General features: G+C 47.2%; 17 protein-coding genes. 16 read left to right on the top strand and 1 reads right to left on the bottom strand.

The genetic code is table 11. The features are described from left to right. Positions 1 to 89: 89 nt before the first annotated feature. Positions 90 to 2,201: a glutamine synthetase III family protein gene (locus DXC01_RS03550; RefSeq protein WP_118698272.1), complete on the bottom strand. Its 2,112-nt coding sequence runs from the start codon at positions 2,199 to 2,201 to the stop codon at positions 90 to 92. A 316-nt stretch (positions 2,202 to 2,517) separates the two neighbouring features. On the opposite strand from DXC01_RS03550, the gene purF reads away from it, so the two are divergent. The 16 genes from purF to ilvC all read left to right on the top strand — a co-directional run bounded on the left by purF (position 2,518) and on the right by ilvC (position 24,876). After that, positions 2,518 to 3,927, top strand: a complete 1,410-nt coding sequence (purF, locus tag DXC01_RS03545) for an amidophosphoribosyltransferase (RefSeq protein WP_022214748.1) — start codon at positions 2,518 to 2,520, stop codon at positions 3,925 to 3,927. Between the two features lie 234 nt (positions 3,928 to 4,161). Beyond that, a complete protein-coding gene (locus DXC01_RS03540) occupies positions 4,162 to 5,799 on the top strand; it encodes a CTP synthase (RefSeq protein WP_118698271.1) in 1,638 nt (545 codons plus the stop codon). A gap of 32 nt (positions 5,800 to 5,831) precedes the next feature. Further along, positions 5,832 to 10,385, top strand: a complete 4,554-nt coding sequence (gltB, locus tag DXC01_RS03535; protein WP_118698270.1) for a glutamate synthase large subunit — start codon at positions 5,832 to 5,834, stop codon at positions 10,383 to 10,385. A gap of 15 nt (positions 10,386 to 10,400) precedes the next feature. Next, on the top strand, positions 10,401 to 11,885 hold the full coding sequence (locus DXC01_RS03530; RefSeq protein ID WP_022214751.1) for a glutamate synthase subunit beta: 1,485 nt from the start codon (positions 10,401 to 10,403) through the stop codon (positions 11,883 to 11,885). Between the two features lie 130 nt (positions 11,886 to 12,015). Continuing rightward, complete coding sequence (glnA, locus tag DXC01_RS03525; RefSeq protein ID WP_118252291.1) at positions 12,016 to 13,323, top strand: type I glutamate--ammonia ligase; 1,308 nt, start codon at positions 12,016 to 12,018, stop codon at positions 13,321 to 13,323. 30 nt (positions 13,324 to 13,353) lie between these two features. Then, on the top strand, positions 13,354 to 13,902 hold the full coding sequence (locus DXC01_RS03520; protein WP_022214753.1) for an ANTAR domain-containing response regulator: 549 nt from the start codon (positions 13,354 to 13,356) through the stop codon (positions 13,900 to 13,902). A 43-nt stretch (positions 13,903 to 13,945) separates the two neighbouring features. Then, positions 13,946 to 15,277, top strand: a complete 1,332-nt coding sequence (aspS, locus tag DXC01_RS03515; protein WP_022214754.1) for an aspartate--tRNA(Asn) ligase — start codon at positions 13,946 to 13,948, stop codon at positions 15,275 to 15,277. Between the two features lie 19 nt (positions 15,278 to 15,296). After that, positions 15,297 to 15,590, top strand: coding sequence for an Asp-tRNA(Asn)/Glu-tRNA(Gln) amidotransferase subunit GatC (gatC, locus tag DXC01_RS03510; RefSeq protein WP_022214755.1), 294 nt, complete (start codon positions 15,297 to 15,299; stop codon positions 15,588 to 15,590). Between the two features lie 10 nt (positions 15,591 to 15,600). Next, a complete protein-coding gene (gene gatA, locus DXC01_RS03505) occupies positions 15,601 to 17,076 on the top strand; it encodes an Asp-tRNA(Asn)/Glu-tRNA(Gln) amidotransferase subunit GatA (RefSeq protein WP_022214756.1) in 1,476 nt (491 codons plus the stop codon). Beyond that, entirely contained in the window at positions 17,073 to 18,518 is a 1,446-nt protein-coding gene (gene gatB, locus DXC01_RS03500; RefSeq protein ID WP_118698269.1) for an Asp-tRNA(Asn)/Glu-tRNA(Gln) amidotransferase subunit GatB, read from the top strand. The genes gatA and gatB overlap by 4 nt, the downstream gene beginning before the upstream one ends. 45 nt (positions 18,519 to 18,563) lie before the next feature. After that, positions 18,564 to 19,778, top strand: a complete 1,215-nt coding sequence (locus DXC01_RS03495) for an LL-diaminopimelate aminotransferase (RefSeq protein WP_118698268.1) — start codon at positions 18,564 to 18,566, stop codon at positions 19,776 to 19,778. Positions 19,779 to 19,926: 148 nt separating this feature from the next. Further along, positions 19,927 to 21,195, top strand: coding sequence for a M18 family aminopeptidase (locus DXC01_RS03490; protein WP_118698267.1), 1,269 nt, complete (start codon positions 19,927 to 19,929; stop codon positions 21,193 to 21,195). Between the two features lie 25 nt (positions 21,196 to 21,220). Then, positions 21,221 to 22,033, top strand: coding sequence for an HAD family hydrolase (locus DXC01_RS03485; RefSeq protein WP_118252287.1), 813 nt, complete (start codon positions 21,221 to 21,223; stop codon positions 22,031 to 22,033). Between the two features lie 19 nt (positions 22,034 to 22,052). Beyond that, a complete protein-coding gene (locus tag DXC01_RS03480) occupies positions 22,053 to 23,105 on the top strand; it encodes a tyrosine-protein phosphatase (protein ID WP_118698266.1) in 1,053 nt (350 codons plus the stop codon). Positions 23,106 to 23,267: 162 nt separating this feature from the next. Next, positions 23,268 to 23,765: an acetolactate synthase small subunit gene (gene ilvN, locus DXC01_RS03475; RefSeq protein WP_022214762.1), complete on the top strand. Its 498-nt coding sequence runs from the start codon at positions 23,268 to 23,270 to the stop codon at positions 23,763 to 23,765. Positions 23,766 to 23,856: 91 nt separating this feature from the next. Beyond that, positions 23,857 to 24,876 carry a ketol-acid reductoisomerase gene (gene ilvC / locus DXC01_RS03470; RefSeq protein ID WP_022214763.1) on the top strand — a complete coding sequence of 340 codons (1,020 nt, stop codon included), beginning with the start codon at positions 23,857 to 23,859 and terminating at the stop codon, positions 24,874 to 24,876. Positions 24,877 to 25,003: the final 127 nt, after the last annotated feature.

The raw sequence follows: 25,003 nt of genomic DNA, 5'->3' as shown, positions 1-25,003 counted from the left end.
AGGAAATCGATAATGAATTATGAAGTAGTTCATGTTTCATGAGATATCCCCTGGTTTTACCGGTATGAAATTGTCTGTTATCCTCTGGATCAGTCAGAGATGGAGAATAACAGTTTGCCGTATGTCGGATATGGAAGGATAGAATCCGGGATCAGAGCTTCTGCTGCATCAGCGGAAACACGAACTTTTTCCATATCGGTAAGTACAACACTCTGATAGAGTTTTGCACTCTTGAGAAGATTTTTGTCGACTTCGTATTCTGCCATTGCAGTATCCTCTTTGAGTCTTTCCAGATCTTTGACCATGGTCTCAGAAAGTTCTGTCAGTCTGGTAAGAAGTGCAGCTTCTGCGGATACGGAGATATCCGGAACGACTGATTTCTTAAGTGCTGCAGTCTGAGCCAGTTTTTCCATATATGTAGTAACTGCCGGAAGAAGATCTTTCTGGATGATCTCAACCATAGTGCCGGCTTCGATATGAAGTGTCTTTACATAGTTCTCAAGCTTGATCTCATAACGGGAATGAAGCTCTGCATGTGTAAAGATGTGATGGCTGGTAAGAAGTTTTTCATTCTTTTCATCGGTGAAGTGCGGCAGTGCATCCGGAGTAGATACCAGGTTGTAGAGACCGCGTTTTTCTGCTTCTTCGATCCATTCATCTGTATAACCGTTTCCGTTGAAGATGATACGTTTGTGTTCTTTGATGGTCTTTTTGAGTAATTCATGAACAGCGGATTCCATTCCGTCAGCCGGAACATCTTTGAGTTCCTCATAGAACTGGCTTAATACTTCAGCAACAGCAGTGTTGAGGATGATGTTCGGGTTTGCTACGGAAGAAGAAGATCCAAGCATACGGAACTCGAATTTGTTTCCTGTGAATGCGAACGGTGAAGTACGGTTTCTGTCTGTGTTGTCTTTTACGAAGTGCGGAAGTACTTTTGCTCCGATATCCATCTGAACAGCACCGTGTCCAACGAAGAATTCGTCGTTTTCGATCGCTTTGAGTACTTCTGTCAGCTCATCGCCAAGGAAGATAGATACAACTGCCGGCGGAGCTTCGTTTGCACCAAGACGGTGATCGTTTCCTGCGCTTGCAACGGAGATACGGAGAAGATCTGCGTAATCATCCACTGCTTTGATGACTGCTACAAGGAATACCAGGAACTGTGTATTTTCTGCAGGTGTTTTGCCAGGATCAAGAAGGTTGACACCTGTGTCTGTGCTCATGGACCAGTTGTTGTGCTTACCACTTCCGTTGATTCCTTCGAATGGTTTCTCATGAAGCAGGCATACCATGTTGTGTTTGGCAGCTACTTTTTTCATGATCTCCATTGTAAGCTGGTTGTGGTCAACTGCTACGTTTGTGGTATCGAATACAGGAGCCAGCTCGTGCTGTGCAGGAGCAACTTCGTTATGTTTTGTTTTAGCCGGAATTCCAAGTTTCCAGAGCTCTTCGTCCAGGTCATGCATGTAAGCAGATACACGAGGTTTCAGGGTTCCGAAGTAGTGGTCTTCCATTTCCTGTCCTTTTGGAGCCGGAGCACCGATCAGGGTACGCCCGCAGAAGATCAGGTCTTTTCTCCTATTATAGAGGTCTTTGTCTACCAGGAAGTATTCCTGTTCCGGACCAACGGTGGTATCGATATGTTTTACTTCTGTATTTCCGAGAAGGCGGAGGATCTTGACAGCCTCTTTGTTCAGGGTATCCATGGAACGAAGAAGAGGTGTTTTCTTATCCAGTGCCTCTCCGCTGTAGGAGCAGAATGCAGTCGGGATATAAAGGGTACGGTCTTTGATGAATGCCGGTGATGTAGGATCCCATGCTGTATATCCTCTTGCTTCAAATGTAGCACGAAGACCGCCTGACGGGAAACTGGATGCATCCGGCTCGCCTTTTACAAGTTCTTTACCGGAGAATTCCATGATCACCTGTCCGTCGCCTGTCGGGGAGATGAAGCTGTCATGTTTTTCTGCGGTGAAGTTTGTCATTGGCTGGAACCAGTGAGTGTAATGGGTAGCTCCATGTTCGAGAGCCCATTCTTTCATGGCAACTGCAACGGAGTTGGCAACATCAAGTTCCAGGTGTGTACCGTTCTCAATCGTTTTTTTCAGTGCCTTGTACATGTCTTTCGGTAATTTCTCACGCATGATCTTGTCGTTAAAAACAAGACTGCCGTAGATTTCAGGAATGCTCTGTGCCATAATAAAATCTCCTTTCAATGCTCCATTAATCTTAATTTTCGTAATTAAAATAAAAACTCTCAGATAAACAAAAAAGGCGCCTTGGATTTTGTTTTCCAAAGCGCCGTTGCTTATGTGTTGTAGTATACACAAAAAAATCGGGATGTCAACAACTTTTTCGAAAATTTTTTCAAATTTTTTGTTTGGACGGATGAATTTATTTGTATGCTTTTTTGAGGGGACAAGGGTTGACAAATCACTTTCTTCTATTATAATTTCACTGTGAAAAGCACTTCAGAAAGCAGAAAGCATTTGAAAAGAATGGGAGGAAATTCTGATGGCAGAATTAAAGGAAGCCTGCGGCGTATTTGGTATGTACGATCTGGATGGAGGGAATGTGGTTTCCTCTATTTATTATGGTCTTACATCTTTGCAGCACCGTGGACAGGAGTCTTGCGGACTTGCAGTTTCCCGCACAGAGGGCGAAAGAGGAAACATCCAGTTTCATAAGGATCTCGGACTTGTAAGTGAAGTCCTTCGTGAGAATACTATCCGCAATATGGAAGGAGATCTTGGCATCGGTCATGTACGTTATTCAACGACAGGAGCATCGGTAGCAGAGAATGCACAGCCGCTTGTCCTGTCCTATATTAAGGGAACACTTGCACTTGCACACAATGGAAACCTGATCAACACACCGGAACTGAAATGGGAACTGATCCAGAATGGAGCGATCTTCCATACGACTACGGACTCAGAAGTCATTGCGTTCCATATAGCGAGAGAGCGTGTACACACTAGGACAGTAGAGGATGCCGTTCTCAAGACCGCGCACAAACTCAAAGGTGCTTATGCACTTGTGGTCATGAGCCCGCGTAAACTGATCGGTATCCGTGATCCGCTTGGGCTGAAACCGCTCTGCCTTGGCAAGAGGGATAATACCTATGTCCTCGCATCCGAAAGCTGTGCACTGACCTCTGTCGGCGCAGAGTTCGTAAGAGATATTGAACCAGGAGAGATGGTCACCATCTCAAAGAAAGGCATCGAATCCAACAAAGAACTCGCCGGCGGTAAACATGCACACTGTGTATTTGAATATATTTACTTTGCAAGACTGGACAGCGAGATGGATGGCGTCAAGATCTACGATGCACGTATCCGCGGCGGTAAATCTCTTGCAAAATCTTATCCTGTAGAAGCAGATCTTGTGGCTGGTGTACCGGAGTCCGGCATCCCGGCAGCCAAGGGATATTCCGAAGAATCCGGAATTCCATTTGGATTTGCTTTCTATAAGAACAGCTATATCGGACGAACTTTCATCAAACCGACCCAGGAGGAGCGTGAATCCAGCGTTCACCTCAAACTGAGCGTCCTGGAATCCGCAGTTAAGGGTAAGAGGATCGTTCTGGTCGACGACTCCATCGTAAGAGGAACCACGATCGCAAACCTGATCCGCATGCTCAAGAAAGCCGGAGCACTGGAAGTGCATGTACGTATCAGCTCCCCGCCGTTCCTTCATCCATGTTATTTCGGAACAGATGTACCGTCCAATGACCAGCTGATCGCTTCCAATCACAGCACCGAAGAGATCCGCAAAATGATCGGTGCAGATTCCCTTGGATACATGCAGAGTGAGTTCCTGGAGGGAATGGCAGGAGGACTTCCTCTCTGCAAGGCATGTTTTGACGGAAATTATCCGCTGGATGTTGAGGCAGAACTGAATAAGAAGATCGACTGCGGCTGTTAAACTGTCACTGATTTTGGCAGAATGTGCAGGAAAAAAGGTAAAAAAATGCGATTTATATAAAAATTACATATTTACAAAGTGTCCAAAATACGGTATAGTAATGCACATATTTAAGAGTCGTGTCTGACAAAGGCGTCAGAGGCAGATAAGGGTAAACCAGCCCCTTCATCCGCTTCTGGCGCTTTTTCTTTTATCAGACAAATATGTGTAACACAGATGGAGGAGGAAATCACAATGTCAGTTAAATATGTTTTTGTTACAGGCGGTGTTGTATCCGGACTGGGTAAAGGGATCACGGCAGCGTCCCTGGGAAGGCTTCTCAAGGCAAGAGGCTATCAGGTGACCATGCAGAAATTTGATCCTTATATCAATATCGATCCGGGAACCATGAACCCGATCCAGCATGGAGAGGTCTTTGTTACTGATGACGGTACAGAGACAGACCTGGATCTTGGTCATTATGAGAGATTTATCGATGAAAGCCTTGATAAAAATTCCAACGTGACAACCGGTAAGATCTACTGGTCAGTCCTGCAGAAAGAGCGTCACGGAGATTTTGGAGGAGGGACAGTACAGGTCATTCCTCATATTACAAATGAGATCAAGAGCCGTTTTTACCGCGCCAAATCATCGGAAGAAGAGAGAATCGCGATCATCGAGGTCGGAGGAACCGTTGGTGACATCGAGAGCCAGCCGTTCCTGGAATCCATCCGTCAGTTCCAGCATGATGTGGGACATGACAATGCAATCCTCATTCATGTAACCCTGATCCCATACCTCAAAGCTTCTGAGGAAATGAAGACCAAACCGACCCAGGCAAGTGTCAAGGAACTTCAGGGAATGGGAATCCAGCCGGACGTTCTGGTATGCAGAAGCGAACATCCGCTGACAGATGAGATCAAAGGCAAGATCGCACTGTTTTGTAACGTACCGGTCAGCCATGTATTACAGAACCTTGATGTAGAATATTTATATGAAGCTCCTCTTGCAATGGAAAGAGAAAAACTTGCCGATGTAGTTCTGGAATCCTTGAGACTTGAGAACCGCAAACCGGATCTTACCGAGTGGACAGAGATGGTCAACGATCTGAGAAATCCGGAGAGCACAGTAAACATTGCAATGGTAGGAAAATATACACAGCTCCATGATGCCTACTTAAGTGTTGTGGAAGCTCTGAAACACGGCGGGATTTCCTGCAGAGCCAAAGTAGAACTGACCTGGGTGGATTCTGAAGAATTAAATGAGAAGAATCTCGACCAGACACTTCATAATGTAGACGGTATCCTTGTTCCGGGAGGATTTGGAAACAGAGGTACAGAGGGAATGATCCTGGCAGCACAGTATGCCCGTGTCCACAAGATCCCGTACCTTGGGATCTGCCTTGGAATGCAGATGGCGATCGTAGAATTCGCCCGCCACGTATTAGGATATGAAGATGCAAACAGCATCGAGCTGAACCCAGCTACCAAACATCCGGTGATCGCACTGATGCCGGATCAGGAGAGTGTAGAAGACCTTGGAGGAACTTTAAGACTTGGAAGCTATCCATGTGTACTTGCAGATAACTCCAAAGCACTGGAACTTTTTGGAAAGAAAGAGATCCAGGAACGTCACAGACATCGTTATGAAGTCAACAACGCATTCCGTGAAGAGCTTGCTGCGAAAGGCATGACGATCGCCGGAACTTCCCCTGACGGACATATCGTAGAGATGATCGAGATCAAGGATCATCCGTTCTACGAGGGAACCCAGGGACATCCGGAATTCAAATCCAGACCGAACCATGCACATCCTTTATTCCGCGGCTTTGTAAAAGCAGCAGACGCATACGCAAAGGAGAAAGAAAGCAGGAAACAGCAAAATAAAGAATAATATAATTTTTTTTGATAGAGAGGACGAAGATTATGCAGGAAGTAACGAGAGAAGAACAGGGCCTGTATCGCCAGGAATTTGAGCATGACAACTGTGGTATCGGCGCAGTTGTCAACATCAAAGGAAAGAAAACACATGAAACTGTTGCGAATGCTCTCAGGATCGTAGAACATCTGGAGCATCGTGCAGGTAAGGATGCAGAGGGAAAAACCGGTGACGGTGTTGGTATCCTTCTGCAGATCTCCCATAAATTTTTCAAAAAAGCCTGTAAGAAAGAGGGCTTTGATATCGGTGAGGAAAGAGAATATGGTATCGCACAGTTCTTCTTCCCGCAGCACGAGATCAAACGCGCCCAGGCAAAAAAAATGTTCGAGATCATCGTGGAAAAAGAAGGACTGGAGCTTCTCGGATGGAGAAACGTTCCTGTGATCCCGGAGGTCCTCGGACACAAGGCAAGAGAGTGCATGCCATGCATCATGCAGGCATTCATCAAAAAACCACAGGATGTCGAAAAGGGTCTCCCATTCGATCGTATGCTCTACATCGCACGTCGTGAGTTTGAACAGAGTAATGACAACACTTATGTTGTTTCTATGAGCAGCAGAACGATCGTTTACAAAGGGATGTTCCTGGTCGGACAGCTTCGTACTTTCTTTGCAGACCTGCAGAATCCGGAGTATGAATCCGCGATCGCAATGGTACATTCCAGATTCAGTACCAACACAAACCCAAGCTGGGAGAGAGCACATCCGAACCGTTTCATCGTACACAACGGAGAGATCAACACCATCCGTGGAAATGCCGACAAGATGCTCGCCAGAGAAGAAAATATGGAATCTCCATACCTCAAAGGCCAGCTTCACAAAGTCCTTCCGGTCGTAAACCGCAACGGTTCCGACTCCGCAATGCTTGACAATACACTGGAATTCCTTGTAATGAGTGGTATGGAACTTCCGCTTGCAGTCATGATCACGATCCCGGAGCCATGGGCATACAACGACACGATCTCCCAGGAGAAGAGAGATTTCTATCAGTATTATGCAACCATGATGGAGCCATGGGATGGACCGGCTTCCATCCTGTTCTCCGATGGTGATGTGATGGGTGCCGTCCTTGACCGTAACGGTCTTCGTCCGTCCAGATATTATATTACTTCCGACGGCTATATGATCCTTTCTTCTGAGGTCGGTGTCATGCCGGTTCCGGAAGAGAAGATTGTTCTCAAAGAACGTCTCCATCCGGGCAAAATGCTCCTGGTAGATACTGTTCAGGGAAAAGTCCTCGACGATGATGAACTGAAAGAAAAATACGCAAAAATGCAGCCGTACGGCGAATGGCTGAACAGTAATCTCGTACAGCTTAAAGACATCAAGATCCCGAATATCCGTATGGAAGAGTACACACCGGAACACCGTGCACGCCTTCAGAAAGCGTTCGGATATACTTACGAACAGTACCGTACCTCTATCCGCAACATGGCATTAAACGGAGCAGAGAGTATCGGAGCCATGGGTGTAGATACCCCGCTTGCTGTCCTCTCCAATGAGCACAGACCTTTATTCGACTATTTCAAACAGCTTTTTGCACAGGTAACAAACCCGCCGATCGATGCGATCCGTGAAGAGATCGTTACCTCCACAAGCGTTTATGTAGGTAAGGACGGAAACCTTCTGGTACAGCAGCCGGAAAACTGCCATGTACTCAAGATCCTTCATCCAATCCTCACAAATACAGACATGCTCAAGATCAAAAACATGAAGGCAGATGGATTCAAAGTTGCTGTTGTATCTACTCTCTATTATAAGAGTACGAAACTGGAGAGAGCGATCGACCGTCTCTTCGTGGAGGTTGACAAGGCATTCCGTGACGGCGCAAACATCCTCGTACTTTCTGACCGTGGAGTAGATGAAAACCATATGCCGATCCCGTCTCTTCTGGCGGTATCCGCAGTACATCAGCATCTCGTAAAAACCAAGAAGAGTACTTCCCTGGGTCTGATCGTAGAATCCGGCGAGCCGAGAGAAGTCCATCATTTCGCAACTCTTCTCGGTTATGGTGCAAGTGCAGTCAACCCATATCTCGCACTGGAAACGATCCGCGAGCTGATCGATACCCATATGCTGGATAAAGATTATTATGCAGCAGTTGAGGATTATAACCACGCAGTCTTAAGTGGCATTGTCAAGATCGCATCCAAGATGGGTATTTCCACGATCCAGTCTTATCAGGGATCTCAGATCTTTGAGGCAATCGGTATCTCTAAGGATGTTATCGATAAATACTTTACAGGAACTGTAAGCCGTGTAGGCGGAATCACACTGGAAGATATCGAGGAGAACGTAGACAGACTTCACTCTGAAGCCTTTGATCCGCTGGGACTGAATACAGATCTCACACTTGACAGTGTCGGTGCACACAAGATGAGAAGCCAGGGAGAGGAACACCGCTACAATCCGCAGACGATCCATCTCCTTCAGGAATCTACAAGAACAGGAAGCTATGCACTGTTCAAAGAATATACAAAAGTAGTGGATCAGGAGAGCCATGGAGCCCTTCGTGGACTTCTGGAATTCAACTATCCGGAAAAAGCGATCCCGATCGACGAAGTAGAGAGTGTAGACGAGATCGTAAAACGTTTCAAGACAGGTGCGATGTCCTACGGATCTATTTCCCAGGAAGCACATGAGACACTTGCGATCGCTATGAACCATCTCCATGGAAAATCCAACACAGGTGAAGGTGGAGAGAGTGATGAGCGTATCGCTTCCGCAGGAAGTGAAAATGACCGCTGTTCTGCGATCAAACAGGTTGCCAGCGGACGTTTCGGTGTTACCAGCAGCTATCTGGTATCCGCAAGAGAGATCCAGATCAAAATGGCACAGGGTGCAAAACCAGGTGAAGGCGGACATCTTCCGGCAAAGAAAGTTTATCCGTGGATTGCAAAGACCCGTCATTCAACACCTGGCGTAAGTCTGATCTCCCCGCCGCCGCATCACGATATCTACTCTATCGAGGACCTGGCACAGCTGATCTATGACCTTAAGAACTCAAACGTTTATGCAGATATCTCTGTAAAACTTGTTTCTGAGGCCGGTGTAGGTACAGTCGCAGCCGGTGTTGCCAAAGCCGGAGCACAGACAGTCCTGATCTCAGGATACGATGGAGGTACCGGTGCAGCACCGAGAAGTTCCATCCACAATGCAGGACTTCCGTGGGAACTTGGTCTTGCCGAGACACACCAGACTCTGATCATGAACGGACTCCGTAACCGTGTCCGCATCGAGACAGACGGTAAACTGATGAGCGGCCGTGACGTTGCCATTGCAGCACTTCTCGGTGCAGAGGAATTTGGTTTTGCGACAGCTCCGCTTGTAACCATGGGATGCGTCATGATGCGTGTCTGCAACCTGGATACCTGCCCGGTCGGTGTAGCAACACAGAACCCGGAACTTCGTAAACGTTTCCGTGGAAAACCGGAATACGTAGAAAACTTCATGAGATTTATCGCTCAGGAGCTGAGAGAATATATGGCACGCCTTGGTGTTCACACTGTCGATGAGATGGTAGGACGTACAGACCTCTTAAGACAGTCTGTGGAAGCTTCCCAGGCAGAGCCGCACAAAGGCAAAGTTGACTTAAGCGCGATCCTCGATAACCCATATGCCGGAAACGGACAGAAAGTGACCTTCGATCCAAAGGCAGTTTACAACTTCGAACTGGAAAAAACTCTGGATGAAAAAGTCCTTCTCAAGAAATGCGGCAAAGCGATCGCCAAAGGTGAACATATCGAACTCGATGTAGACGTAACAAACACAGACCGTACCTTTGGTACGATCCTCGGTGCAGAGATCACCAGACAGACCGGAAAGGGACTTCCGGAAGACACGATCGTGATCAACTGTCACGGAGCCGGCGGACAGAGTTTCGGTGCTTTTATCCCTAAGGGTCTTACACTGAACCTTACCGGTGATAGCAACGACTACTTCGGAAAGGGACTTTCCGGTGGTAAACTGATCGTCAAAGTTCCGGAAAAAGCAGCTTACAAACCGGAAGAAAACATCATCATCGGTAACGTTGCACTCTACGGTGCTACCAGTGGATATGCATTTATCAACGGTGTTGCCGGAGAACGTTTTGCAGTCCGTAACTCAGGTGCTTACGCAGTTGTAGAGGGTGTCGGCGAGCACGGATGCGAGTATATGACAGGCGGTCGTGTCGTAGTCCTCGGACGCACCGGAAAGAACTTCGCAGCAGGTATGAGCGGCGGTATCGCTTACGTACTTGATGTTGAGAACAAACTTTACAAAAACATCAACAAGGCAATGATCTCTATCGAAAAAGTAGAGAACAAATATGATAAGAAAGAACTTCGTGATCTGATCGAAGCCCATGTTGCGGCAACAGGCTCCAAACTGGGTGCAAAAGTGCTTGCTGACTTTGATGCTTACCTGCCGCACTTTAAGAAACTGATTCCGAACGAATATAAAAAGATGCTTACACTCAGCGCCAAACTGGAAGAAAAAGGACTGACAAGTGAGCAGGCACAGATGGAAGCATTTTACGAAAGCATCGGAGCAAAGCATTAAGGAGGATGAGGAAACATGGGAAAGCCAACAGGATTTTTAGAATATAACAGAGAGACAGCCAAAGTACTGCCGCCAAAGGTCCGGATTGCCAATTTCAATGAGTTCCGGACTCCACTCAGCAAAGAAAAACAGAAACTTCAGGGGGCACGCTGCATGGCATGCGGCGTTCCTTTCTGCCAGTCAGGAATGATGCTCGGAGGAATGGCATCCGGCTGTCCTCTGCACAACCTTGTTCCTGAGACAAACGATCTGGTATATACAGGAAACTGGAAACAGGCATATTTGAGACTTTCCAAGACACACAGTTTTCCGGAGTTTACTTCCAGAGTGTGTCCTGCACTCTGCGAGGCAGCCTGCACCTGTAACTTAAACGGAGAGCCGGTTTCCACAAAGGAAAACGAAAGAGCAATCATTGAGACCGCTTACAAAGAAGGCTGGGTCCAGCCGCAGAAACCGAATGTCCGCACCGGCAAGACCATCGCCGTGATCGGAAGCGGTCCATCCGGACTTGCAGCAGCACAGCAGCTCAATAGACGAGGCCACAGTGTTACAGTTTATGAAAGAAGCGACCGCCCGGGCGGACTTCTCCGCTACGGTATCCCGAACATGAAACTGGAGAAATCTGTAATAGACAGAAGAATCCGTCTCATGGAAGAAGAAGGAGTAAAATTTGTCCTCAATACAAACGTGGGCAAGGACATCAAGGCAGAAGACCTGCTGAAACAGTATGACAGAGTCGTGCTTGCCTGCGGAGCTTCCAACCCGCGTGACATAAAAGTGCCTGGAAGAGAGGCAAAAGGGATTTATTTCGCAGTAGACTTCCTCGGAATGGTCACAAAGACACTTCTCGACAGCAACTTCGAAAAAGTTCCATATGAACTGGCAAAAGGCAAACATGTCCTTGTCATCGGTGGTGGTGATACAGGAAATGACTGCGTAGGAACTTCCGTCCGTCTTGGTGCAAAATCTGTGACACAGCTTGAGATGATGCCGAAACCGCCGGTTGAGCGTGCTGCAAACAACCCGTGGCCGCAGTGGCCGAGAGTCCTCAAGACAGACTACGGCCAGGAAGAAGCGATCGCAGTCTTCGGACATGATCCACGGATCTATCAGACAACCGTCACCGAATTTATCGCTGACAAAAAAGGCAATGTGTGCAAGGCAAAGATCGTAGACCTCAAAGCACAAAAAGACGAAAAGACCGGAAGGATGATGATGGTTCCGGTTGAGGGAAGTGAGAAAGTGATCCCTGCAGATCTGGTCCTGATCGCAGCAGGATTCCTCGGAAGCCAGAAATACGTAACCGATGCATTTCACGTAGCGATCAATGGAAGAACAAACGTTGAGACAAAACCGGATGCCTACGCAACTTCTGTACCGAGAGTCTTCACAGCTGGCGACATGCACAGAGGACAGTCTCTGGTCGTATGGGCGATCCGCGAGGGCCGCGAAGCCGCCAAAGCCGTAGATGAATCCCTGATGGGTTATACAAATCTCTGAAAAAAGACGTTGACAAAGACCATGCCGGTTGCTATAATACCTGCATGAACAAAGGCGTTCTTTTGGAGGGTAAACCTTCCGAAAGTACGCCTTTTTTGTTTTTATTTTCAATAGATAAGGAGAGAATGGCATGGGGAATTATACCAGAGAAGAAATATTACAGATGGTTGAGGAGGAAGACGTAGAATTCATCCGCCTTCAGTTTACTGATATGTTCGGTGCGATCAAGAATATCGCTGTTACGACCCGGGAACTTCCCCGTGCGTTAGCGAATCAGTGTATGATCAACGGCGAACAGATCGCAGGGATGGATCCTGAAAAGGGATCTGATCTTTATCTTCGTCCGGTGCTGGATACGTTTGCTATCCTGCCGTGGCGTCCGCAGCAGGGAAAAGTTGCGAGAATGATCTGCAATCTCTACTGGCCGGATGGTACACCATACAAAAACAGCCCGAGATATATTCTTGAGAGAGTAGCCGAAGAGGCGGAGCAGGAAGGATATACCTGCTACATCGATCCGGAGTGTGAGTTTTTTCTTTTCCACACAGACGATAATGGCAATCCGACAACCGTAACACACGAAAAAGCAGGATACCTGGATATGAGTCCGCTGGATCTTGGCGAGAATGCAAGACGTGACATGGTGCTGACTCTCGAGGATATGGGAATGGAAGTAGAATCCTCCCATCATGAAGCAGCTCCGGCACAGCATGAGATTGATTTCAGCTATGGTGAGATCCGTGATATCGCAGACTGCATCATGACATTCAAGATGGCAGTCCGTATTGTTGCAAAGCGTCATGGCCTTCATGCAACTTTTATGCCGAAGCCAAGAGCAGAGGTAAATGGTTCCGGAATGCACATCCAGTTTTCTGTATTCAAAAATGGAAGAAATCTGTTTGAAGACGCAGATCATCCGGGAGAATTAAGTGAAGAGGCCCGTTATTTTATCGGAGGACTTCTTGCACACAGCAAGGAGATGGCACTGATCACTAATCCTCTCGTGAATTCCTACAAGCGTCTTGTTCCTGGATATGATGCACCGACAGAACTTACCTGGACAGAGAATAATCAGAATTCACTTGTCCGCATCCCTGTGACAAGAGGAGAGGGAACAAGAGTGGAACTGAGAAGTCCGGATGCATCTTCCAATCCGTACCTGGTGTTTGCAGTATGTCTTGCAGCCGGACTGGATGGGATCCGAAACAAAATTTCTCCTACAAAATCGTCAAATATCGCAACACAGGATCAGGAGACAGAGCATCTTCCGGAAACACTCAAAGATGCGATCGAGCTTTTTGAAAACAGCACCTGGATCCGGGGAATACTGGGCGAAGAATTCTGCAGGACTTATCTTGCACAGAAGAAAGATGAGTGGCTGCGTTATACCAGACAGGTAACTGACTGGGAAGTAGAAGAATACCTGTATCGCCTGTAAGCATAAGACAAAAAATAGGAGAACACTTGTATGAGCAGCATTGTGATCGCATTACCCAAAATCGAAGATGCAAAAAAAATCCGTGCGGTTCTGGCGCGGCACGGATTTACCGTTGCATCTGTATGTACAACCGCATCAAATGCTCTGTCAAGTGCTTCCGAACTTGGAAGCGGCGTACTGATCTGCAGTCATCGGCTTCCGGATATGAATTATCTTGATCTTTCAGAGTGTATGCCAAGAGATTTTGAAATGCTGCTTCTTGCGTCTGCAAGAGTGATCTGTGAAGTGCCGACATCGATCCTGTCGGTACAGATGCCGGTCAAAGCAAGCGACCTTGTCAACACAGTAAATATGATCCTGACGCAGCAGGAGCGAAGAAAAAGAAAAGAAAAAAAGAAACCAAAGGCACGATCCTGGAAAGAACAGAACTATATATCCAATGCAAAAATGATGCTGATGCAGCGAAATCATTTAAGTGAAGATGAAGCCTACCGTTATATCCAGAAATCCAGCATGGATTCCGGAACGAACATGGTAGAAACAGCACAGATGCTTTTGATGCTTTTATATGATGAATAATAATAGAAACTTTTAAGAGACTTATAATATGGAGGATGAGGAAATGGAGTTTTTGGATGGTACATGGAAAAAAGAAGTTACTTCGTGGGAAGCACTGTTAGGAGAGGAACTTCTGGATCAGGAAGTTGTTCTGGAAGGAGCCGTTCACAGCATCCGAAATATGGGCGATGTTGCGTTCGTGATCCTCAGAAGAAGAGAGGGACTTTTTCAGACTGTTTTTGAAAATGAAAAGGCAAATCTTTCCATTCATGATCTCAAAGAGGCAATGACACTTCGCGTGAAAGGGATCCTGAATGCAGAAGAACGTGCGCCTCATGGAAGAGAGATCCGCATCAGAGAAATTGAGATCCTGTCACAGCCGGCAGAGCCGATGCCGCTGGCGATCGACAAATGGAAATTAAACACATCTCTGGAGGCAAAACTGAATTTACGTCCGATCGCACTCCGTAACATCCAGGAACGTTCCAAATTCAAGATCCAGGAAGCGTTGACACGTGCTTTCCGTGATTACCTCTATGAGAACGGTTTCACAGAGATCCACACACCGAAGATCGGGGCAAGAGGAGCCGAGGGTGGAGCAAACCTTTTCAAATTCAGCTACTTCCACAAACCGGCGGTCCTCGCACAGAGCCCGCAGTTCTACAAACAGATGATGGTCGGTGTGTTTGACAGAGTATTTGAGACAGGACCGGTATTCCGTGCAGAGAAACACAATACCAAACGTCACTTAAACGAATATACCAGTCTTGACTTTGAGATGGGATACATCGACAGCTTTGAAGAGATCATGGCAATGGAAACAGGATTTCTTCAGTATGCAGTAGCACTTCTTCAGAAAGACTACGCAAAGGAACTTCAGATCCTTAAAGTACAGCTTCCAAAAGTCGACAAGATCCCGGCCGTTCGTTTTGACAAAGCCAAAGAACTGGTTTCCGAGAAATATAACCGTAAGATCCGCAACCCATACGATCTGGAGCCAGAAGAAGAAGCCCTGATCGGAAGATACTTCAAAGAAGAATACGATGCGGACTTTGTATTTGTAACTCATTATCCGTCCAAGAAACGTCCGTTCTACGCAATGGATGATCCGAGTGATGAGAAGTTTACCTTAAGTTTTGACCTTCTTTTCCACGGACTGGAAGTAACGACCGGCGGACAGAGAATCCATGACTACGATCAGCTCAAAGCCAAGATCGCAGCAAGAGGCATGGAAGAAGAAGGAATGGAGCAGTATCTGGATACCTTCAAACATGGCATGCCGCCACATGGAGGACTTGGTATTGGTCTGGAACGTCTGACCATGCAGCTTCTTGGAGAAGAAAACGTCCGTGAAGCGTGTCTGTTCCCGAGAGACCTGAACAGACTGGAGCCGTAAGAGAAGGAGGAAAAGTCAGATGGCAAAGATCATAGATGACGAAACAATCGAAAACGTATGTATCCTCGCAAAACTTTCCTTAGGTGAGGAAGCCAAGGCAAAAGCAAAGCAGGACATGCAGAAAATGCTGGATTATGTAGAAAAACTGGACGAACTGGATACAGATGGCGTGGAGCCTCTGTCCCATATCTTTGGTGATGAAAATGTATTCCGTGATGACGTTGTGACAAACGGAGACAACAAAGAAGCAATGCTTGCAAACGCACCAAAGGAAAAAGAAGGACAGTATCAGGTACCGAAGACCATAGGATAGGAGAATGAGGATGGAACTGCAGACAATGACAGCCCTGGAGCTGTCAAAAAAGATCAGACAGCGTCAGGTCAAAGTAGCGGACGGTGTCAAAGAGGTTTTTGATCAGATAGAGAAAAAAGAGGGTAAAGTACACGCATATCTTGACCTTTATAAGAAAGACGCTCTTGCAAGAGCAAAAGAAGTCGAAAAAGGAATCATGGACGGCACCTACACCGGACCGCTCGCCGGAGTGCCGATCGCAGTCAAAGACAACATTTGTATCAAAGGCAAAAAAACAACCTGTGCATCAAAAATATTAGAGAACTTCGTACCACAGTATAACGCAGAAGTCATCGACCGTCTGGAAAAAGCCGGAATGATCGTGATCGGAAAGACAAACATGGATGAGTTTGCCATGGGAAGTACCACAGAAACTTCTGCTTACGGTGTGACAAGGAACCCGTGGGATCTGGAACACGTTCCGGGAGGTTCTTCCGGCGGTTCCTGTGCGGCAGTTGCAGCAGGAGAAGCCTTTATGGCTTTAGGTTCTGACACCGGCGGCTCTATCCGTCAGCCAAGTTCTTTTTGCGGCGTGACCGGGATCAAACCAACTTACGGAACCGTATCCCGTTATGGACTGGTAGCTTATGCTTCCTCTCTTGACCAGATCGGACCGGTCGGAAAAGACGTGGCAGACTGTGCCGCACTTCTTGAAGTGATCGCAGGACATGACCCGAAAGACAGCACTTCCCTCGACCGCAAAGACCTTGATTTCTCAAAGAGCATTGAGGAGAAGAAACTTCTCGGAATGAAGTTCGGCGTGCCGAAAGAATTCCTCGCCAAAGGTCTTGATCCGGAAGTCAAAGATGCTTTTATGGAGACGCTCAAAGTCCTCACCTCACAGGGTGCGATCGTAGAATTTTTCTCCGTAGAGACAATGGAATATATGATCCCTGCCTATTATATCATTGCCAGCGCGGAGGCAAGCTCCAACCTGGAACGTTTCGATGGTGTAAAATATGGCTATCGTGCAGCAGAGTACGAGGGACTCCACGATATGTACAAAAAGACCAGAACAGAAGGATTCGGCGAGGAAGTCAAACGCCGTATCATGCTTGGTTCCTTCGTTTTAAGTTCCGGTTATTACGATGCTTATTACCTGAAAGCACTTCGTACCAAAGCCCTGATCAAACAGGAATTTGATCGTGCTTTTGATAAATATGATGTGATCCTTGCACCGGCTGCTCCGTACACAGCACCAAAGATCGGAGAAAGTCTCAAGGACCCGCTTGCCATGTATCTTGGCGATATCTATACCGTTGCCGTCAACCTCTGCGGTCTGCCTGGGATCACCGTTCCGTGCGGACAGGACAAGGCAGGCATGCCGATCGGTATCCAGATGATCGGAAACTGCTTCGGAGAACACAAGATCCTCCGTGCAGCGGCTGCTTATGAAGCAGAAAGAGGGGCATTCCCGACTCCTCTGAAAGGAGGCAAAGAGGCATGAAACAGTATGAAACCGTCATTGGTCTTGAAGTCCATGTAGAACTTGCAACAAAAACAAAGATCTTCTGTGGATGCTCTACAGAGTTTGGTGGAGCACCGAATACACATACCTGCCCGGTCTGCACCGGTATGCCGGGTTCCCTGCCGGTACTGAATCGTCAGGTCGTAGAATTTGCACTCAAAGCCGGTATCGCGGCAAACTGCCAGATCAACCAGTACTGCAAATTCGACAGAAAGAACTATTTCTACCCGGATAACCCGCAGAACTACCAGATCTCACAGCTTTACCTGCCGATCTGCCACGATGGCTGGGTAGAGATCGAAACTTCCGCCGGAAAGAAAAAGATCCGTATCCACGAAATGCATATGGAAGAAGATGCCGGAAAGCTGATCCATGATGAATGGGAAGACTGCTCTCTGGTTGACTATAACCGAAGCGGCGTGCCGCTGATCGAGATTGTATCCGAGCCGGATATGAGAAGTTCTGAGGAAGTTATCGCATACCTCGAGAAACTTCGCTGCATGATGCAGTATCTCGGTGTATCTGACTGTAAATTACAGGAAGGTTCCATGCGTGCCGATGTCAACCTGTCTGTCCGTGAAGTCGGCAGTGAGACATTCGGAACAAGAACCGAGATGAAGAACCTGAACTCCTTCAAGGCGATCGCAAGAGCCATCGAGGGCGAGAGAGAGCGTCAGATCGAGCTGATCGAAGAAGGCAGAGTCGTTGTCCAGGAAACCCGCCGCTGGGATGACAACAAAGAATCTTCCCATGCCATGCGTTCCAAAGAGGATGCCAAAGATTACCGTTACTTCCCGGACCCGGATCTTCCGCCGATCCATATTTCCGATGCATGGATCGATGAGATCCGCACTTCCCAGCCGGAACTCCGCGAGGAAAAACAGCTTCGTTATCAGGAAGAATTTGAGCTTCCGGCATACGATGCAGGAATCCTTACCGAGTCCAGACACCTTTCTGAGCTTTTTGAGGAAGTTGCAAACCTCTGCGGCAGCCCGAAGAAAGCAGCCAACTGGTTCATGGGTGAAGTACTCCGTCTGACCAAGGACAAGGGCCTTGATGTGGAAAAAGTTTCTTTTACACCGAAACACCTCGCCGACCTGATCCAGATGGTAGAGAAAAAAGAAGTCAGCGCACAGAATGCAAAGAAAGTCTTCGAAAAAGTCTTTGATGAGGATATCGAACCAGTATCCTATATCGAAGAACACGGCCTCAAGATCGTAGAAGACACAGGACTTCTCAACGACATCTTACAGAAGATCATGGATGAGAACCCTGGACCGCTCGCAGAACTTCTTGGCGGTAAAGAAAAAGTATTCGGATTCTTTGTCGGTAAGATGATGAGAGAACTCAAAGGCAAGGCAAGCCCGGACGCAGTCCGTGAAGCACTTGTAAAAGAAGTGGAGAAAAGAAAAAATCAATAATGCTTCAGAAGAGAAGCGCAAACATAGAGATGAGGAGAATATATTATGGTAACAGTAAATAAAAATTATCTGAAACTGCCGGGAAGCTATCTTTTTTCCACAATTGCAAAAAAAGTAGCCGCATATCAGACTGCAAATCCGGATGTAGAGATCGTACGTCTTGGAATCGGTGATGTCACACAGCCGCTTGTACCGGCGATCATTGATGCACTTCACAAATCTGTCGATGAGATGGCAAATGCCGAGACTTTCCACGGCTATGCACCGGATCTCGGATACGAATTCTTAAGAAGCGCGATCGCAAAAAATGATTACGAGGCACGCGGATGCCAGATCAGTGCAGATGAGATCTTTGTTTCTGACGGAGCAAAGAGTGATTCCGGAAACATCCAGGAGATCTTTGGCACAGACAACAAAGTGGCAGTCTGCGACCCGGTTTACCCTGTTTATGTAGACACAAACGTAATGGCAGGACGTACCGGCGAATACAATAAGAAAAACGAAAACTTTGACGGCGTGATCTACATGCCGTGTCTGGAATCCAACGGATTCCTGCCGGAACTTCCGGTAGAAACACCGGATCTGATCTATCTCTGCTTCCCGAACAACCCGAGTGGTGCAGCGATCACAAAGGACAAACTTCAGGAGTGGGTAGACTATGCAAACAAGAACGGTGCAGTGATCATCTATGATGCCGCTTACGAGGCATATATCACAGAGGAAGATGTGCCGCACAGCATTTATGAGTGTGAAGGTGCACGTACCTGTGCGATCGAGCTGAGAAGCTTTTCCAAGAATGCGGGATTTACCGGCGTTCGTCTTGGATTCACTGTTGTTCCGAAAGACCTTGTCCGCGAAGGTGTTGCACTTCATGATCTCTGGGCAAGACGTCATGGGACCAAATTCAATGGTGCCCCATATATCGTACAGCGCGCCGGCGAAGCTGTCTATTCCCCGGAAGGAAAAGCACAGTTAAAAGAGCAGGTTGCCTACTATATGAGAAATGCTCATACGATCTACAACGGTCTGAAAGAAGCGGGCTATTCCGTATCCGGCGGTGTGAACGCTCCATACATCTGGCTCAAAACACCGAACAACATGAGCTCCTGGGATTTCTTTGATTATCTTCTGAAGACAGCACACGTTGTCGGAACTCCGGGATCAGGATTCGGAGCACACGGAGAAGGCTTCTTCCGTCTGACCGCATTCGGAACCTACGAAAATACCTTAGAAGCGATCCGCAGGATCACAGCTTTATAAAAATTTATTTAGGAAAACTGGCAGCAGGGTGTCGAAATGGCACCCTGTTTTTTGCGTGATACCCCCCTGGTGAGATTGGCATTGCCAGAAAGAAGATAATAACGTATAATCAAGTGCAGAATAAACGACAGATGAGGAGTGGCTGATTATGTACTATGAAACAACAAAAGAACTGCTTGCTTTTATCAAAAAAAGCCCTACGGCATTCCACGCTGTAGAAGAAATGCAGGCGAGACTGACGGAAGATGGATTCCAGGTGCTTTCGGAGAAGGAACACTGGAAGCTTACACCGGGAGGGAAATATGTGGTGACGCGGAACCATTCTGCGCTGATCGCTTTTACCATACCGGAGAAGGAATCCTGGAAGTTTCATATCATCGCCAGCCACAGCGATTCACCGTCTTTTAAGATCAAAGAAAACCCGGAGATCGTTGTAGAGAAGACTTACGTGAAACTGAATGTCGAAAAGTACGGCGGGATGCTGATGGCACCGTGGTTTGACCGTCCGCTGTCCATTGCCGGAAGAGTGATCGTGCGAAAAGATGGAAAGTTAGAAGAAAAACTGATCGATTTCGACAGGAACCTCGTGATGATCCCGAACCTCGCGATCCATATGAACCGGGAGGCAAACAGCGGCGTTTCCTATAATCCGCAGAAGGATATGCTGCCGTTGTTCAGCATGGGAGGTTCTGATGTGTCACTGCAGAAACTTCTGAGCACACAGCTTGATGTAGAAGAAAAAGATATCCTGAGCCATGATCTTTTTCTTTACAACCGCATGGAAGGCTCCATATGGGGCGCAGAGAACGAATTCGCATCCAGCGCCAGACTGGACGACCTGCAGTGCGCTTTTGCCTCTCTGAAGGGCTTTCTGGGCGCACAGAAGCAGGACTGCATTGCGGTGCACTGTGTCCTTGACAATGAAGAAGTCGGAAGCGGCACGAAGCAGGGAGCGGCATCCACCTTCCTCAAAGATACGCTTCTCCGCATCAACAGTGGACTTGGAAGAACCTACGAGGAATATCTGATGACACTTGCGGACAGCTTCATGATCTCCGCAGACAATGCCCATGCGCTCCACCCAAATTATACAGATAAGGCAGACCCGGTCAACCATCCGCTTCTGAATAAAGGAATCGTGATCAAATACAATGCAAACCAGAAATACTGCACAGATGCAGTGTCAGCGGCTGTGTTCAAAGATCTCTGCGACAGGGCAGGTGTTCCGTGGCAGACATTTGTCAACCGTTCTGACATTCCGGGCGGTTCCACGCTTGGAAATATCTCCAACACGCAGGTCCCGATGAATACGGTGGATATCGGCCTGCCACAGCTTTCCATGCATTCTCCGTATGAGACAGCAGGGGTGAGGGACACAGAGTATTTTGTTAAGGCAGCAAAGGAATTTTTTGCATAAACAGGCATAAGAAGAGGGAAAGAGAATGAATACAGACAAAAAAGCAGTTTTTTTTGATGCAGACGGTACGATCTGCGATATTGAAAAAGGAGTTCCGGACAGTGCGGTAGAGGCAATCCGTAAATTAAGGGAAAACGGACATGAGGCGTGGCTGTGCACCGGAAGAAGCAGGGCTTTTGTCCCGGGCTATCTGGAACAGATCCCGTTTACCGGTATGATCAGCGCATGCGGCGCGACTATTGAAAAAGACGGACAGCGGCTTTATAACAAAGAGATGCCGGTGGAAGTGGCGAAACTTTCCGTGGAGACTCTGCGTAAATACGGTCTGATCCCGGTCATGGAAGGTGCAGATTTCATGTACTATGACAAGGATGAGTATACGAATGAAGTCAACTGGTACCGTGACCTGATCACAGAGGCTCTTGGACCGAAATGGCGGCCGATCCGCGGTTATGAGGACAGCATGCATATCAACAAGATCAGTGCCAAGATGACAGAGGGCTGCAACGACGAAGAGGCATGCAGGGAACTGTCACAGTATTATGACGTGATCCGCCATGAGAACAATGCGTTTGTGGGAACAACGATCGAGCTGGTTCCGAAGGGCTGCAATAAGGCTGTCGGAATCGCTGCAGTCTGCCGTATCTTTGACATTCCGTGGGAAAGCACTGTAGTCTTTGGGGACAGCAACAATGACCTGTCCATGTTTGAATATGCAGCGACAAAGGTGGCCATGGGAAATGGTTCCCAGAAGATCCGTGAACTGGCAGATTATGTGACCACAGATATGTTTCACTATGGAATCCGAAACGGTCTCACAAAACTCGGTCTGATCTGAGAAGGCAGGAGAAAAAGTTATGAAATATGGAAAAATAAGAATCGAAGACGGCAATCTTATCTTCGCAAAAAGAATGCTGATCAATTATCTGCCATGTAAGGACATTTTGTGGGCGTATATGCGAAGAGAAGGTGTGGAAGGTGGGCGGCAGAAGCAGTTCAGCACCAGCTCTCTTGTGATCATCACCCGGCGAAAAAAACGCTATGAATTTGAGATGACGGACAAAGAGATCAGAGACTGCATCCAGCTTCTCAAAGTCCTGAATCCGAAACTTGCAACAGGTTTTCCGAAGGGTGCGAGGATTCCGCTCCAGAGCCTTCCGAATACCCGCGATCTCGGAGCACTTGCCACGAAGGATGGAAGACATATCCTTCCGCGCAGGCTTCTGAGGAGCGGTAATCTGTATCATATGTCTCTTCAGGACCAGGATACGCTCCTCGATGAGTATCATCTGTCGACGGTTGTCGATTTTCGTACCAGAATGGAAGTCCTGGAAAAACCGGATACCGTTCTTGAGGGAGTGGAGTACCATGAGATCTCAATCGTGGATGAAGAAACTCTTGGCATTACCCGTTCCGGAAATCTGCTGGAAATGCTTCTGAAATTTGACCAGCCGATCGATGAGTTCATGCAGAAACAGTATGTTTCTTTTGTGCGGGATGATTTTTCGGTCAAACAGTATGCCCGTTTTCTGGATGTCATCCTGCAGCAGGAAGAGGGTGCCGTCCTGTGGCACTGCAGCATGGGTAAAGACAGGGTCGGCGTTGGAACGGCACTTCTTCTCTATGCGCTTGGGGTACCGACGGAGACGATCATGGAGGACTATCTCCGTACCAACCGCTGCCTGGAGGAAGACCAGCAGCATATGATCCGGCTTCTGGAAACCAAGATGATCGTGGACAATGAAGTGATGGACAAGATCAAGGCACTGTACCGTGTCAAGGAAGAATATCTGGAGGCGGTTTTTGACGCGATCAGACAAGATTATGGTTCCGAAGAGATGTTTTTGAAGAGGGCTCTCTACATGACTCCAAAGGCAGTCGACTCTCTTCGCAAAAAATATCTTGTATAAAATGCAAAAAAGGTAAGAAAAACCACGAAATATATGCATAGATATACAAATACAGCAAAATTTGACGTTGACAAACGGGCTAATGTTGTTATAATGTAAAACATGCAAACGATTTTACAATGGAATTGTTTACAAGGTTAAAGTGATGAAAGCAGGTGGGTTATGCAAAAGAGAATTTTGTCCCTGTTAGTAGATAACACCGCAGGTGTATTGAGCCGGATCTCCGGACTTTTCAGCCGACGCGGTTACAATATTGACAGCCTGACAGTTGGTGTGACTGCAGATGAGCGTTATTCCAGAATGACAGTTGTATGCAGTGGAGATTCCATGATCCTGGAACAGATCACCAAACAGCTTGCCAAGCTGGTAGATGTAAGAGACATCAAGGTTCTTGAGCCGGACAACAGTGTGAGCAGAGAACTGGTTCTTGTGAAGGTCGCAGCAAGACCGGAGCAGAGAGAGGGAATCATTTCCATCGCAAATATTTTCCGTGCCAACGTCATTGATGTCGGCAAGACTTCTCTGGTCATTGAGATGACAGGAAGCAAGAGCAAGCTGAGTGCTCTGATCGACCTTCTGGGAGAGTATGAGATACTGGAACTTGCAAGAACTGGTATTACCGGACTTTCCAGAGGTGCCAGTGATGTGAAATTCTTATAGGAGTTTTACATAATAACAGTGTTTGCTAAGGGTAACAGCCCTTAACGATAAATTATGAAAAAATTTACAAATAGCTTAGGAGGAAACAAAGATGGCAAACAGGATTTTTTACCAGGAAGACTGTAATTTAGGATTACTGGATGGTAAGACCATTGCGATTATCGGTTATGGCAGCCAGGGACATGCACATGCACTGAACTTAAAGGAATCAGGCTGCAATGTCATTGTTGGTCTGTATGAGGGAAGCAAGTCCTGGAAGAAAGCCGAGGAGCAGGGCTTTAAAGTATATACAGCAGCGGAAGCAGCAAAACAGGCTGATATCATCATGATCCTGATCAATGATGAAAAACAGGCTAAACTTTACAAAGAAGATATCGAGCCGAACCTTGAAGAAGGCAACATGCTGATGTTCGCTCATGGTTTCAACATTCATTTCGGATGTATCGTTCCACCAAAGAACGTAGATGTTACTATGATCGCACCAAAGGCACCAGGACATACAGTAAGAAGCGAATATCAGGCAGGTAAAGGAACTCCTTGTCTGGTAGCTGTTGAGCAGGATTATACAGGTAAAGCACTTGACAAAGCACTTGCTTATGGTCTTGCAATCGGCGGAGCAAGAGCTGGTCTTCTTGAGACTACATTCCGTACAGAAACAGAAACAGACCTGTTCGGTGAGCAGGCAGTTCTCTGTGGTGGTGTTGTTGCACTTATGCAGGCTGGTTTCGAAACACTTTGCGAAGCTGGATATGACCCGAGAAATGCATACTTCGAATGTATCCATGAGATGAAACTGATCGTTGACCTGATCTATCAGTCAGGATTTGCAGGAATGAGATACTCTATCTCCAACACTGCTGAATATGGCGATTACATCACAGGACCGAAGATCGTTACAGCAGAAACAAAGAAAGCTATGAAACAGATCCTGACAGACATTCAGGATGGTACATTCGCAAAAGAATTCCTGCTTGATATGTCTGACGCTGGAAAACAGGTTCATTTCAAAGCAATGAGAAAACTGGCTTCCGAGCATCCGTCAGAAAAAGTCGGCGAGGAGATCCGTAAACTGTACAGCTGGAACGGCGAGGATAAACTCATCAATAACTAAGGAAATTTTAAGGCGCACCCGTCAGGGTGCGTCTTTTTTTGATGTTTTCTGACTTTTGGCTGTCGAAACAGGGGGAACGAATCTGGTTGACTTTCTTTGGCTCACAGCGTATGATAAGACCATCTGA

It is taken from the genome of Blautia sp. OM07-19 (genome assembly GCF_003481595.1).
GTDB classification, from domain to species: Bacteria; Bacillota; Clostridia; order Lachnospirales; family Lachnospiraceae; genus Blautia_A; species Blautia_A intestinihominis.
This window is presented reverse-complemented; position numbering and strand designations above follow the sequence as displayed.